Here is a 15,058-nt window from a genome sequence, read left to right on the forward strand (position 1 = left end):
CTAAACGTAATCCTGATTTTATTTCTAACACCGAAATTGCCCGATCGAAGCGCTCGACATGAAGGGGATTCAAAAAAAGGCTTCCGCTCGAATCGATGGGGTGTAAAACTGCCAAGACCGGTAAAAGCCCAAAAGGTGGCTGAGCTTAATACCACCTGTCGAGTACAACATTCTTGAACTACCAACAAACGAAAACCAAAAGTACGATGACCAGCAGTGTCCAAAACCAAGAAATTCAAGATCAAAATCCTGCCAACACCGAGAGACTTAAAGTCCTGATCACTTCCGATCGGCCGATGACGGAACTCGAAGCCAAGCTTTCCAATCTTGAAATCGACCTCAGCTGGCAGAATATCTCCGAGCCTTTAACCAGCCTGGACGATACATTTACCTTTCGCCACCTCAAGGCAGTATTCGAAGACGCAGAGAAAAATGGCATCGACCTGGTCATCGCAGTGGATAGTACGCTGGACAAGTTCACCCTCGGAGTACGTAAGCTCATCGACGGCAAATTTATCCTGTTCAACATCCACCATACCGCTCTGATTCTTGCCAGACTGCTACTCGAAAACCACGGCTCTCTCCAGATCAAAAAATCCATTTTTATCACGGATCTCCTCGACAAACTCTTTGCAAAGCATCAGACTGAGGTCGCTACGATCGCCAATCTTCCCTCTCCGCTGAAGGATCAGGAAGCATTCCAGCAGCCGGATTCAGGGGAGACCCTTTTTATTTCCGAAAATCAGGAAATCATCCTGAAGGGCCAGAGTGATAGCTTGGGATACCTACTCTCTCGAATTGCCTACGCTGCCAAAAAAGCAAAAGCCGAAAACCGAACACTCTTTGACAGCCTCATCGGCATCTACAACGATTTCGGTTTTCAGCGGGAGAAAAACCTAGCGGTATCCATTGAAGAGCCGACCCAAAAGGCATTTTTCAAGAAGATCATTGCTCGCCTCAAAAAGAAGCCTCCTTTGTCAATAGGAATGACAGAGATTATCAGCGTCGAGGACCTTAGCAATGGGACGTTGAGAAATCTACTCAGTGGACGAACAGTGTCCACACAGTCCCCGTCGGTCGATGCCTTGCTTGTCCAGCTGGGAAACAATTCCCGCTTTTTGATTTTCCCTACTGAGCAGAAGATCAACTTCTTTTTTACCAGCCAGGGAAAACTGATCAGAAAGGATGATTTCACGACACTCAACCAGCAGTTTGACCAGCGGGTGGTGAAATTACTCTCTGAAATCAACAGATTGGGCCACGAAAAGTAAAGGATGGACTTCAGGAAGTCAGATGGAAGCCGAGTCTCGCTGTGCCTCTCGCAGAATCAGCTTGGCTTCCTTCACAAAATCGACTACCCATTCCTGATGGAAGGATTCCCGGGTGACCCTAGCGTAAAACGTATCGCGGATCAGCCTCCAATATTTCAGGGCAACTGCCTCCGACACACCCAAAAATCTAACCCAAGCCTGTCCGATAGCTTGCTCAACCATTTTGTTGACTTTGACGAACGTATCCTGAAAAAGCCTGACGTCGCGGTTTTTGACCAGCTGGGTCTGAAAAAGTATTGTCTCCTTGTTTGCCAAAATGAGTTCGATAAAGCGCCCATCGATTTCCTGAAGCTTCGTCAACTCCGGAAACAGACGTTCTTCATTCGACACATGCATCTGCATCAGGCGCTCTAGGAATACGTCTTTGTCACCGAAAAAATGGTAGAAACCGGATTTGTTTTTGCCCAAGATTCTAGCCAGCCGCTCCACTTGAAGCCCCTCGTGCCCTTCCTCCGAAAAAAGTTGATATCCCAAATTCAGCCAAGCGCTAGAACTGTCACCTTTCGAAACCATAAACTCCGCGGTTTTTTGCCCAAACAATCAATTATCAACAGGCACTTAATTTTTTCAATTTAGAGAAAGGCCACCTGCATTCAAAGAATAGCCAACTGGATTCGAGTCTGGAAAAACTGGGTCGCTCCCTTCAGCCCAAACCTGTCCAGCACTCCATATCCATAGGCGACCTCCAGTCTGAGGTATCTCGTCATGTACCAATTGACCATGGGAGTAAGCCTCCAAAACTTTCCGCCTTGAACTCCTCCGTCCTCTAAGTCGAGATTGGATACGCGGAATACGCCCTCCAGCTCTCCCCATCCCCCTTGAAAAACCGACTTCTTCACCGGCACGAAAGAGTAGACCCCACTCACCGTGCTGTACGGCCTTGAGGCGCCCGTGAAAATATAGCTCACTACTGCATCGCCTCCATGAAAAAGTGCCTTGCCGCCCGAGTTCAGGTCAAACTTGTGGAAGTTGTATTCCGAACCTAGCATCAGCTTGCCTTTCGTATAATAGACCTCCAGTCCCAGGTGATTGGAATAGTCGCTTTGGAGAAGGTCCGTATCAATGAAAAACGGAGCCGGATTCGCCTCCGGCCTGGATCTAATCCGAATCTGCCCCTCATACACCTGCCCGTAGCGGTAGCTCATCCCCATGTGGAGTTGTACCTTTTTTTCGGAGTTGGAGATGGGCAACCATCCGACCCGAGCCACCGTTTGCCAGTTGTAGGTAGAAAAGCCCTGATGTTTCGAGAAGAAATTGTCGTAAATCCCCACGTTCCAAAAAATTCGATGCTTGGAAAAAAAACCAATCCACTTGATCCCGTCGGCCAAAATGGGGATCACATCGAGTCCCATCTGCCGCTCCATGGTCCAGCCAGCATAGCCGTTCATGACCTTGTTTTGGGAATATCCCTCCTTGGTTCTCCCGACAAAAATATGACCTGAGATTTCCGGTACAGCAATGGTGAGGCCCGTCTCACGCATCAGCCATTCACGGGCTGCTCCGTCGTACATTAGGCCGATCTTCCAAGAAATCACGCGCCTGGTGGTCAGCTGACCGGAGGCAAACACACGGAAATCCCGAACTTTAAACTGGTTTTCCAGCACAACTCCCGCAGAATCCATTTGCCTTCGACCGGCTTCATCCTGGGAAAATCCCGCAAATTCGTAGAGAAAGCCCATCCCAATCCGAAAACTGGAGTAGCGACCGGTAAAAATATTGACGTTACGGGGAAACTTCTTTTCTTCCAAAGTATCGATCGGCTCCAGAACTTCCCCCATGGTACCATCTGGGATTACTACTGCGGTCGTGTCTTGGGCGAAGCTCCTAGCCGAGTTCAAAAAAAAGACCACCAAGATCAACGTAAGCATCGATCTTGGCGGTACTATTACCAAAGGTAACTTTCCTCCACGGTCTAGATTTATGGTTTTCCTTTGAGACAGAAGCATTCTGGGAAATAACTACAGGATACCAAGCGGTGAGATAAATCCTATGGTGAAGCGACCGGTGTTGTAATTCTGGGCACCAAATCGAGCTTGGGCGTAATCCGAATAATCGTAGCTTCTACCCACCCAGTTGGCAAAAAACTTCAAATTCAGATTGTCCCAGGGATAATACTCCACTGCGGGTATAAAGCCCCATGCATTGCGGATGTGTTCTTCTCCGGTGGTGTTTTCCGGATCGTTGAAGCTGTTTTTCCAGTTAGCGATATCCAGCATCCCAACGAAGGTAAAGTGGACTTTGGGGTTCACCATGTATCGAAGGTTGACCCAGTGCCCTACATAGAGCGTATTGCCCACGGAGTAGTTGTAGAGGTCGTTGGGGATTGTCTCACTGACGATGCCGGTGCGGTCCAGCTCTTCATCACTCCACTTGAAGTCATAAATAAACCGGAATCGGTCGAAGTTAAACTCGTTGCCCAAGGCGATATAATTCATATTGGCACCATTGCCATTTGCATCCTGCGCTTCATTGAAGAGTGAATAGGACCAAATCGTTTTCACCTTTCCCTCAAACAAGCTTCCCCTCCAGTTGGCCACAAAAGCCAAGGGTGCCTTAGACTCAGTGAAATTGGGTTGCTGACCGTATAGCTCTTCGAAGGTTTTGGTTCGGGAATCGAGCACCTGGAAGGTCCATTGATTTTTGGGACTTGGGGTATAGCTGAATCCAACACCTGTGAGAAAATTGTCGGCATACTCGACGATATCTGAATACTCGTAGATGTCGATAGGATTCCAGTCAAATTCCCAAGCTCCCCAGTCGGCGCACATCTTGCCGAGGGACACACTCCACTTGCTGCTCAGATCCACCCGAATGTAGGCCAGATCCACCGAACGGCTCAGGTTGTCCACCGACTCCGAAGTCTGCGCCCGGGTGTAGCGATCCCGAAAGCGGAAGTACACTTTTTCGTGTACCTGCCCCCTCAACTCCAATCGAAATTGCTCATTTCTGAACCTGGATTGGGTATACTCTCCGTCGACAAATTCATTTCTGAAAGCAAAATTCATATTGGCAATCATGCTGACATTCTTTAGGAGGCCTTGCTTGGCCTCGGGAATCAGAGATTTGTAATACGTCGTATCTCCCACCTGTCGCTCCTGCTTTTGTGCCCACACCTGCATGGGAAAAAGGAAAAGCAGCAGAATCCATCGGATGTTTTTTGGTGATTTCATAGGGATGTGATTTCTGATTTCTGAATTTCCAAATTGGTGATCAATCTATTCCTTCTGCCCAGTGAGAGCCTCGGGATCCAACAGCTTCTTGATTTGATCTTCGGTCAGGAGTTTCTTTTCCCGGATCAGCTCAATAATTCCCTTGCCAGTTTCCAAGGCTTCCTTGGCCAGCTCGGTGGTCTTATCATATCCCAAGACGGGATTCAATGCCGTAACAATGCCGACACTTCGCTCGATGTAGCGCGTGGTCACGTCCTCGTTGGCAGTAATTCCGTCTATGCATTGGGTTCGGAAAAGCGGGAGGGTTTTGAAAAGCAAGCCCTGTGACTCCATGATCGCCACGGCCTCAACAGGTTCGTAGGCATTGAGCTGGAGCAAGCCAGAATGTGCTGCGAGTGTGACGGTCAGGTCATTGCCCATGACTTTGAATGTAACCAAGTTCATAAGCTCGGGCATGACCGGGTTCACTTTGCCAGGCATGATCGACGATCCCGGCTGAAGCGCTGGCAAGTTGATTTCAAAAATCCCGGTTCTTGGCCCAGATGCCAAAAAGATCAGGTCACTGCTGATTTTGGATAAGGCCACCGCGGTACTCTTCAGAGCCGAAGAATACATCACAAAGCCCTGCTGGCTGCTGGTCGCGGCGATCAGATCCTTGCTGAGGTACATCGGTTTGCCGGTAATTTTGGCCAAATGTGTCGCGCAGTGCTCCGCATAGCCCGGCGAAGCGGTGATGCCTGTACCAATCGCGGTTGCACCCATATTTTGCTCGTAAAGATATTTCTCCATATCCTTGAGACTCTTGATCTCTGCGTCCAGCTGGTTTCCAAATGCGTGGAACTCCTGGCCCAAGGTCATCGGTACGGCATCCTGTCCCTCGGTACGCCCCATCTTCAGGATATGCTTGAATTCATCGCCTTTGGCATGAAAGGCTTGTGAAAGCATCTCCAGTTCCGCCACCAGTTTGTCGTTATGCAGCAAGAGGGCAACCTTGATTGCCGTTGGGTACACATCATTGGTGGATTGCCCCATATTGAGATCGTCATGTGGCTCGATGATGTCATACCGTCCTTTTTCGTGGCCGCCCATTTCCAAGGCGATATTTGCTATCACCTCGTTTGCGTTCATATTCGCCGAAGTTCCTGCTCCACCCTGGTACATGTCCACGAGAAAATAATCGTGGTATTTTCCTTCGATAATTGCCTGACAGGCTTTTTCAATAAGCTCCAATTTTTCCTGGTTCAATCTTCCGTCTTCCGCATTTGCCCGTGCAGCAGCCAGCTTGACCATCGCGTAGGCTTTGACATAGTCTGGGTAGAAATTGGTCTTGATTCCGCTTACGGGGAAGTTTTCAAGGGCTCGGGCAGTCTGTACACCATAGTAAGCGTCCGCAGGAATCTGCTTTTCCCCAAGAAGGTCATGCTCTGTTCGGGTTTGTTGTGCTTCTACCGCCAGCCCACCGGCCAGAAGCAAAAGAATCAGCAATCCGATTTTTCTTGTCTTTTTCATCGTGCTTGGATTTAGTCTTAAGATTCGGCAAGAGCAGCTCGGCGAAATCCCGTTCAAGCTGGTCCGACAGAAATCCTAAAGAATGATCAATAGGTGAAGAATGCCTCTTGGAGTTGCTTTTTGTCCTTGGATCGGGTGAGAGCCAGCATCAGCAGTACCCGCGCTTTCTGGGGAGTGAGGTCATCGGAAACAATGGTTCCCAGTTCATCGTCGTTGATCTCGTCATGCAGTACCACTCTGCCCGAAGGAGCTCGGCTGGCACGACATACGATCACGCCTGCTGTCACAGCTCTTTTTACAGCATCCATGTAGGCCTTGTTGAAGTTCCCGTTGCCGACGCCTGCGATCACGAGTCCATCCACCTTCTTGCTAACCAGGAAATCGATCATATCCGCCGATGCATCTGCATACATGTACACTATGTCCACTCGAGGCAGCTTGGTGTCAGCCGTCAGCACAATAGGCTTGGGGGGATTCACCTCTCTTACCGAGCTGGAATAATATTCCACCCTGCCATCGTAGGCCTGTCCTACTGCTCCGGTATTGGGGGAGTCAAAGGCATTGGTCTTGGTCGTGCTCATCTTCATGACTTCCCGAGCGTCGTAGATCCCTTCGTTGAAGCTGACCAACACGCCACGGCCCTTGGTATCCGGATGGATGGCGACAGTGATGGCATCATAGAGGTTCTTGGGACCATCGGCGCTGATGGCGGTCGCCGGACGCATGGAGCCCGTCAATACCACAGGCTTGTCCGAGGGGATCACCAGATCAAGAAAATAGGCTGTCTCCTCTTGGGTGTCGGTACCATGGGTGACCACGATGGCATCGGCTTCGTTGTTGGCAAAAATCTCATTTGCCCGTATGGCCAATTTTTTCCAGATCTCGATGGTCATGTCTTGGCTTCCCACCGAAGCGATTTGTTCACCGCTGATATTGGCAATTTTCTTTACCGAGGGGATGGTTCCGATCAAGTCATCAATTGGAATTTTCCCAGCGGTATAACCGGCGCGGTCGGCAGAAGCGCCTGCTCCTGCGATGGTTCCTCCGGTCGCCAGAATGATTACTCTTGGCAAGTCTTGCGCCCAAGCCTGACAGGCGAGGCCTACGATTAGTAAAATCGTGAATAGCTTTTTCATGGTTTGTGGGTTTTTGGATTTAGGTATTCGTGATCTAGGGAATCGGTTAAAGCAAAACTGATTGAAGCAGTAGCCCTGCGACCACGGCGACGATGGTAGTCACCAGACCGGGGAGCATGAAACTGTGGTTGAGCACATACTTGCCGATTCGGGTTGTGCCCGTGCGGTCAAACTCGATCGCCATCAATAGCGTGGGATAGCCGGGAATAAAAAAATGTCCATTCACGGCAGGAAAGATTCCAATGAGATAGGCGGGCGGCAAGCCCAGCGCAAGGCCCAAGGGCATCAATGCCTTTGCGGTGGAGGCTTGGCTGTAGAGCAGCATGCTGAGCACAAACAAAGCTATCGCAAATGACCAGGGAAAGGACGCCACCAGCTCTCCCAGGGTGTTTTGGATCGCTTCAAAATTATTATCCATAAAGGTGCTGCTCATCCAGACCACACCGAAGACAGCTATGGTAGCCTGACCTGCTGAAGAAAAAAGACTCGCTTTGGTGACCTTGCCAGCAGAGGTATTGGCAAATAGGATAATTAGACCCGTGGCCGCGAGCATAATGATCATGATCATAGAAGGCATCAGCAAGTGACCGGCTTCGCTCACCGCAAAACCGGGGTTGAAGTCGGGTCTATTGCCAAAATCAGGCAGGAACTGGGGAAAAGAGCCGAAGATGACTACCGAAGCCACCGCGAGCGAGAAGATGACCACGGATTTTACCGCTCCGGGTGCGTCCTCCGCGTCGGCTGCGTCTTTTTTTCCCTCTAGATTTTTGGCAAAAGCAGGGTCTTTCATCCGTTCCAAAAACTCCGGATCTTCGCTCAATTCTTTCCCACGCTTCCAGACGAACAAAATCCCGGCGAATAATCCGATCAGCGTAGCGGGGATGGCGACCATCAGGATATCAAACAAGCCGAGACCAGTCGCTGCCAAGACCGTGAGCATCGCAGCGGCAGCCGCCGACACCGGGCTGGCGGTGATCGCCATATAGGCACCGATCACGCTCATGCTCATCGCCCGCTCGGGTCGGATTCGGTTTTTGATTGACACCTCGGCTATGATGGGCATGATGGAATAAGAGATATGTGCAGTGCCAGCAAAAAGGACAAACGCATAGGTGATCAGTGGGCCCAAAATCGTAATCTGTCGGGGATTGCTACGGAGGATCTGACCGGCGATCTTCACGAGATAATCCATACCGCCAGCTGCCTGAAGCGCTGCCGCAGCAGTGACCACGCTCATGATGATCAACATCACTTCAAGCGGTGGATCCGATGGAACCAAACCGAACCCGAAGATCATCACCAAAAGACCGATCATTCCCATCACGCCCAAGCCTATCCCCGACATGCGCGCGCCGATGAAAATGCAGACCAGTACGACAGCGAGCTGAAGAAATATCATGAGATAGGTTTCTAAAGTTGAAATTAGCCGAATACCATACCAACATAGAAGACTGCGCGGATAGCTAAATCCCTCTATGCCATTTGAAAAGTCATTAATTCCCCAGCCATTTTCGCTGACAAAAGTCAGCTTAAAACAAAAAGTTTCTCAGATAATACCAGCTCTCCCCTAAGACACCAAAATTACTATAGAGTGGGCTTCTACCGCCAAACTTTCGTCGCTGTATTCGGGCCCCTTGCCCCATTCATAGAGATCCTGGGGGGAAGCCTTGCCGGTGTCCATCCACACTCTCCAATTTCTCTCCGCGAGCTTGGCTTTTGGGATTTCAAACTCCAAGGTTTCGCTATAGGCGTTGATCATGATATGCATGGAGAGGGTCTGGGTGATGGACTCCACACTGAAGGCAAGGGCATGGGAATCGTCCGACCAATCGGTCATGTTCAGCCTTATTCCATGGTAAGTTACACGTCCCATATCCAGCAGTTCCTTAAGGCTCATGGCATTTGCCTCTTGGCTGGCATCACGTCGCAGTCGCTGGGAAATCAGAAGCTTGACAAAGCGAAGCAGGCCTTGGTTTTGGGATACCAGATCCCAGTCAAACCAGCTCAGCTCGTTGTCTTGGCAGTAGGGATTGTTGTTGCCGAGCTGGGTACGTTTGACTTCGTCGCCCATAGAGATCATCGGAGCTCCCACTGCAAGCAGCACTGTGGTGAAGAAATTCCGCATCTGTTTTTCCCTCAAAAACTCAATCCCTATATCCTTGCTCGGCCCTTCCACCCCACAGTTCCAGCTTAGGTTTTCATTGGCTCCGTCGTGGTTTCCCTCACCGTTGAGCTCGTTGTGCTTGTTGGTATAGCTGACCAGATCGTACAGCGTAAATCCATCGTGACAGGTAATGAAGTTAATACTTTGCTCGGGTTCCCTATCCTGGTGGCCAAAGATATCTGGGCTTCCGATCATACGGCTGACAAAGGCCCGGATTGTCCCCCGGTCTCCCCGAAGAAAACTCCGCACATCATCCCGAAACTTCCCATTCCATTCTTTCCAACTGTCTCCCACAAAGGTGCCGACTTGATACAGTCCGGCCGCATCCCAAGCCTCTGCAATAAGTTTCGTGCCAGCTAGGACGGGATCAGATTCGATATCCCAAAGTATGGGAGGATTCTCGATCAGACGGCCCTGTCCATCGCGCGACAGGATGGATGCAAGATCAAACCTAAACCCATCTACATGCATGTGTTTCACCCAGAAGTGGAGGCTGTCGATGATCATTCTCCGGACAATGGGATTGTTCGCATTCAGGCTGTTGCCACACCCGGAGTAGTTTCTGTATTTAGACTGGTCTTCTTCGAGAGAATAGTACAGCGGATTATCAATACCGCGAAAGGAATAGGTTGGCCCGCCTTCGCCTCCCTCGGCGGTATGGTTATATACCACATCGAGGATCACCTCGATACCGGCGCGGTGCAGCGCTTTGACCAGGTCCCGAAATTCATCCAATGCGCCAGTGGGGTCCTTTTTGCTCGAAAACCCTTCGTGAACAGAAAAAAAACTGATTGGATTGTATCCCCAATAGTTGATGCGTCCGTCCTCGGTCTTGGGATCAAACTGAAACACCGGCATTAGCTCTACTGCGGTGATTCCTAGATTCACCAGATAAGGAATCTTTTCGATCATGCCGGCATAGGTACCCCTGAGTTTGTCTGAAAGTCCCGAATTGGGATTTTTCGTAAAGCCCGAAACATGCATCTCGTAGATGATGGTCTGAGAAAAAGGACGGCAGAGCGGGAGATCCCCTTCCCAATCGTAGGCTGCCATGTCCACGACAACCGATTTGGGGCAAGGCTCCGAAAATGCCACAGCATAGGCGTAGGGATCAAGTAATACTTTGGAGGGATCAAACCGCATACCCTGCCCCGGATTTTGGGGACCAAAAACCCGATAGCCATACAACTGCCCAGGCCGGATGTCCGGCACAAAGACATGCCAATAGTGGTAAGTTCTGTTGGCGCGTGGGTCCATTCGCACGATGGATGATGGTTCCAAATCGTCCCTGTGCTGAAAGAACAGCAGCTCCACCCGCTCGGCATGCTTTGAAAAAAGGGAAAAATTGACCCCCTCCTTAGTGCAGGAAGCCCCGATGGGAAAGCTGTGTCCGGGATGAAGGAGGGCCATTGTCTTGGAAAGTTTTGATCCAAGTTAATCTCTGTCTCTCGCCTCTTCCCTGATATTAGTCAGTCGGATAGCTGAAAAACTTCCCTTTCAAACACAATAGCTCAGATCACCTGCTTTCCCCAGGGTGATAGCGTGTGACAGCCCTTTTCTCCACGTCTTCCCGATAGAATGCCACGTCCTTAAACTGTACATCGGCATAGCGCTGGGCTTGGTCAAAAAAGTGGGGAGAAGTGGGATCGCCGCTTTGGCCTCCAGCCAGTATAGTCTTGGCTTTTACCTCGTCGCCAAACTCAACAACCGCAACAAAGCTGTTGCCACGATAGCCATAGAGATTTTTGGTGTTTTCGCCAGCCCGGGCCCCATATGCCGCCAGTGCGCCCCAATTTCCGGAAGCCAGACCGATTGGGACATAGGGCTTGTCATCGTCAAATCCCGCGTCGATCGCGCCGCTCAGCCGCTGAAATCGGTTGATTTCCCCCCAGGGCTTATTCCAAGTACCAAAGTCAAGGTTCATCTGAGCGATGGTAGCTTCAAACACTTCCTTTATTTCATCGGCACTCGGGACTTTGGCATTGGGTATCTCATTGACAAATCGGCTAGCGCTGCGGAAGGCCCGTTGATAGTTTTCCCCATAGAAATGGGCAAAAGACATCGCAGCAGATTCCTTGGATGTTCTGTAGTCCCAAGCACTTAGAAGCTCCAAAATCCGTTTTTGCTCTTCATTTTCCCCTACTCCCACTGCACCTAGCAGCTCGGGAATGAGGTATTCAAAGGCGGGCAAATAAGGATCATAAGCCAAACTGATAAAGCTGTCCAAATTCAGTTTCGAAGTCTCACTTAGAACTTTGACTGCATGGACGGCACGGAAGTTCTCTGCGTCTGGAGCCATGTATACAGGATAGTCTTCCCGTTTGGGACTAAAATCTCCGGCGGCGGTAAAAGGTGTGGAATTGCAGTTTTGTATCCAGCCATTTTCGGGATTGAGAATAAGGATGCTTTCATCCACGCTGTGTAGTCCTTGCCAATCTGTTGCTGGGTTGCTGCCATCCACCGGTTTGGAGAAGTCAAATTCAGGGTTTCGCTTGGGGATAAAATTGCCGTGAAAATAGGCGATGTTTCCGTCCGCATCCGCAAAAACGGTGTTGTTCGAGGAATTGGTACGGATGTTCATCATCTCCTTGAACTCAGAATAATTGGCCAGCTTGGTGCGGGTATAACTTTGGGAAAGTGCGTTGACAGGATCCCAATTGATCTTGGTCGCGACCCATTTCTCTCCGTTCTGATGGGTGATGGGCCCGTGGTGCGTACGGTAAAACGTAAATTCTTTTTCCTTCAGTCCATCACCGGATTGGTATTTCAAGGTGACGGTCTGCATTTCCACATCTCGGAGCTCCTCTCCATACCTGTATTGGATCTTACCTTCCGATTCGACGATTTCCTCCTCAAACTCATCCTTGAAATCCACAAAGGTCGACGTGTGAATCCAGCCCGTTTTCTCATTGAAGCCCTGGTAGACAAAAAACTGACCCCAGGTCACCGCGCCGTATGCGTTGAGGCCTTCCTCACTGACGACATGAACTTCGGGACGAAAATAGAATGAGGTGTGGGGGTTGATCAGTAGCATGGCATTGCCGGACTCCGACAGGCTTGGCGCAACGGCTATGCCGTTTGACCCTTGAGGCTCGATCAGAACGTCGTCTGCTTCATTCCAAGCCAAGGCTGAATCTTGCTCATAAAATGCCTTCAGGCGCTCGGTAGAGATGCTTTCTATGTCACCTCCAATAGACCCTTCAAAGAAAAACATCGGCATCCAGGGCTCGTATCGGGTGATTACTTGGGGCTTTGTCTCCGGATGGGTTTGCAGGTAATAGTTGATCCCGTCCGCAAAAGCCCCGCATAGCTCCTTGAGCCAATCCGGGGTGGTTTCATAGGCGGCTTTGGCCTCGGATTCCGTCATGTAGAGCTTAGCTCGCAAGTCAGAGTAAAGTGCCTCCTCCCCTTCCAGCTCGGCGAGCCTACCTATTGCCCAAACGTAGTTGCGCTCCACTCTTCGAAAATCGTCCTCGCATTGGGCGTACAGCAGGCCAAAGACCGCATCCGCGTCGCTTTTGCCATAAATATGCGGCACTCCAAAGTCATCGCGCAGGATTTCCACACGTGCTGCCTGCTCCTCCCATCGGTTGATTTCATCGTTGAGATTTTGTGTCTGGCAGGAAAAGAGAGCAACAAGGCAAATCAGGAAAGTAAATCGCTTCAGCATGTGGAAGGGTGAAAAGGAAGTTTCCCGAAAGTAAGCGATTTCGAAAAACCCCACAATCCCATTCTTATCGGTGGTCTTGATAGAAGTTCTTTGGAAGAATGGATTTCATCCTCGCAAGCAGCTCCTCCGGAATCGATCGACTTTCCACAAGAGCCTTTTGGAGTTTTTCCACCTGGCTATGGCTACTGGCCCCAACCACCAAGGAAGAGACCGCCGGCTCCACCAATCCAAAACGGATCAGTATGGCTTCCGGAGAAAAACCGAACTGGGCGATCTCGGCCTTGATTTGAGCAACTTTTTCCGCTGTGAAATCCAAAAAAACAGCAGCAGGCTTGTCGATCAAAATTCCCTTTGCAAAAGCGCCCCGAACCAGGGCTCGGGTCGCAGTGCCTTCCAGCATCGGAAATATCGTCTCCTCCGGGCGCCTGTCCAAAGGACTGTATTGCAGCATCACGGTAGCCGGAGTTTTCAAGTCCAACAGGTTCCGGATCACATTGGGCCGGATGGATGAAATGCCGAATTCTCGGATCTTTCCCTGACTTTTAAGCAAATCAAATGTCTCGATGATCTCCTCCCAAGGGTCGTCCATAGTACCCCCATGCAACTGGTAGAGATCGATATAGTCTGTGCGGAGTCGCTTGAGGCTTTGCTCAACAGCACTCAGAATGTAACCTTTCCTGGGATTCCAGGTCCAGGAGGTCGCGCTTGGAGTCCATTGATTTCCGACTTTGGTAGCAAGCACCAGCTGCGATCTCTTGGTTCTGACGGCCCGGCCGACATTCTCCTCGTTCTTCCCTTTTTGGTATAGATCCGCCGTGTCAAAAAAACCAATCCCCAGATCGATCGCATGATGGATTATTTTTTCCGACTCGGGATATGTATGTGGCAGCGACATGCAGCCCAGTGCAATCGGAGGTAGGAAAAGCAAGCTTGGATCTGCAGAATCCGGCATTGTATTTAGGTTAATTTTCCCCAAGGCAAAGCCCTGATTTATTAATTTTCAAATAGTGCTCTGAATCCACTAATTTCGTTTTCAAAATTCAAAATACAGTGAAGTATTCCTGCTATTATCTCTATTTTTGGGGCGCCTAAAACCTATAACCATGAAAAAAATAGCCGTTTTCACATCAGGCGGGGATTCTCCCGGAATGAATGCCTGTATTCGCGCGGTAGTCAGAACAGGAATATATCGGGGTCTGGAAGTCTACGGGATAAACCGGGGCTACGAAGGAATGATAGAAGGGGATATCAAGCGTATGCACTCACACTCCGTCAGCAATATTATCCAACGCGGCGGCACTATGCTCAAATCCGCCAGATCCATGGAATTCAGAACCCCCGAGGGAAGGAAAAAAGCCTATGACAATCTCAGCGCGTTGGGAATCGAAGGCTTGGTCGCCATCGGAGGTGATGGGACTTTCACCGGTGCCAAGGTTTTTTACGAAGAGTTTGGCATCCCCACGGTTGGTTGCCCTGGCACTATAGACAACGACATCTATGGAACTGACTTCACGATAGGTTTTGACACGGCGGTGAACACAGCCTTGGATGCGATCGACAAAATCCGGGATACTGCAGCTGCCCACGACAGAATATTCTTTGTGGAAGTGATGGGACGTGACGCAGGATTCATCGCCATTGAGTGCGGGATCGGCGGAGGAGCCGAATTCGTGATGGTCCCCGAGACCAAAACCGATTTAGGCAAAGTGGTAAAGTCCCTGAAAGGTCTCCGAAAATCCAAGTCCTCCAGCATCATCGTGGTTGCCGAGGGTGACGAACTGGGCAACGCCGAAGAAATCATGGGAATGATCAAACAAAAAATCAAGGATCCGACCAAGGAATTTAAGGTGACCACTCTTGGCCATATCCAGCGCGGTGGAACTCCAACGGCGCAGGATAGGGTACTGGGAAGCAGATGTGGAATGGGTGCGGTGGATGGACTTTTGGCGGGCAAGACCAATTGCATGTCCGGCGTCATGAACAATGAACTCGTCTATACCCCATTTGCCGAATGCATTGGAAAAACAAAACCTCTCCACCCCGACCATCTTTCACTACTCGACATATTAAGTATTTAG

Annotated in this window: 11 protein-coding genes; 2 read left to right on the plus strand and 9 right to left on the minus strand. The window is 50.1% G+C overall.

The window, feature by feature from the left end; genetic code table 11:
- Positions 1–206 precede the first annotated feature (206 nt).
- A complete protein-coding gene (locus J0A67_RS10525) occupies positions 207–1,271 on the plus strand; it encodes a hypothetical protein (protein ID WP_206569265.1) in 1,065 nt (354 codons plus the stop codon).
- A gap of 18 nt (positions 1,272–1,289) precedes the next feature.
- Here the strand turns inward: J0A67_RS10525 and J0A67_RS10530 are convergent, their stop codons facing one another.
- From J0A67_RS10530 to J0A67_RS10570, 9 genes are all read right to left on the minus strand, one after another.
- Positions 1,290–1,844 (minus strand): TetR/AcrR family transcriptional regulator, encoded by a 555-nt coding sequence (locus J0A67_RS10530; protein WP_206569266.1) that lies wholly within the window; start codon positions 1,842–1,844, stop codon positions 1,290–1,292.
- 80 nt (positions 1,845–1,924) lie between these two features.
- On the minus strand, positions 1,925–3,199 hold the full coding sequence (locus J0A67_RS10535; protein ID WP_241265138.1) for an OprO/OprP family phosphate-selective porin: 1,275 nt from the start codon (positions 3,197–3,199) through the stop codon (positions 1,925–1,927).
- A gap of 90 nt (positions 3,200–3,289) precedes the next feature.
- The gene (locus J0A67_RS10540; protein WP_206569268.1) at positions 3,290–4,501 is read right to left on the minus strand and encodes a porin; all 1,212 of its coding nucleotides are present in this window, start codon (positions 4,499–4,501) and stop codon (positions 3,290–3,292) included.
- Between the two features lie 45 nt (positions 4,502–4,546).
- The gene (locus J0A67_RS10545) at positions 4,547–6,010 is read right to left on the minus strand and encodes an aspartate ammonia-lyase (RefSeq protein ID WP_206569269.1); all 1,464 of its coding nucleotides are present in this window, start codon (positions 6,008–6,010) and stop codon (positions 4,547–4,549) included.
- 86 nt (positions 6,011–6,096) lie between these two features.
- Complete coding sequence (locus J0A67_RS10550; protein ID WP_206569270.1) at positions 6,097–7,146, minus strand: type II asparaginase; 1,050 nt, start codon at positions 7,144–7,146, stop codon at positions 6,097–6,099.
- A 46-nt stretch (positions 7,147–7,192) separates the two neighbouring features.
- On the minus strand, positions 7,193–8,545 hold the full coding sequence (locus J0A67_RS10555; RefSeq protein WP_206569271.1) for an anaerobic C4-dicarboxylate transporter family protein: 1,353 nt from the start codon (positions 8,543–8,545) through the stop codon (positions 7,193–7,195).
- Between the two features lie 168 nt (positions 8,546–8,713).
- Positions 8,714–10,720 (minus strand): glycogen debranching protein, encoded by a 2,007-nt coding sequence (locus J0A67_RS10560; RefSeq protein ID WP_206569272.1) that lies wholly within the window; start codon positions 10,718–10,720, stop codon positions 8,714–8,716.
- A 106-nt stretch (positions 10,721–10,826) separates the two neighbouring features.
- A complete protein-coding gene (locus J0A67_RS10565; RefSeq protein WP_206569273.1) occupies positions 10,827–12,980 on the minus strand; it encodes a penicillin acylase family protein in 2,154 nt (717 codons plus the stop codon).
- A 64-nt stretch (positions 12,981–13,044) separates the two neighbouring features.
- A complete protein-coding gene (locus tag J0A67_RS10570) occupies positions 13,045–13,932 on the minus strand; it encodes an aldo/keto reductase (RefSeq protein ID WP_206569275.1) in 888 nt (295 codons plus the stop codon).
- Positions 13,933–14,083: 151 nt separating this feature from the next.
- Here J0A67_RS10570 and pfkA point away from each other — a divergent pair, with 151 nt between their 5' ends.
- Positions 14,084–15,058, plus strand: coding sequence for a 6-phosphofructokinase (pfkA, locus tag J0A67_RS10575; RefSeq protein WP_206569277.1), 975 nt, complete (start codon positions 14,084–14,086; stop codon positions 15,056–15,058).

The organism is Algoriphagus aestuariicola, assembly GCF_017254835.1.
Taxonomy (GTDB): domain Bacteria; phylum Bacteroidota; class Bacteroidia; order Cytophagales; family Cyclobacteriaceae; genus Algoriphagus; species Algoriphagus aestuariicola.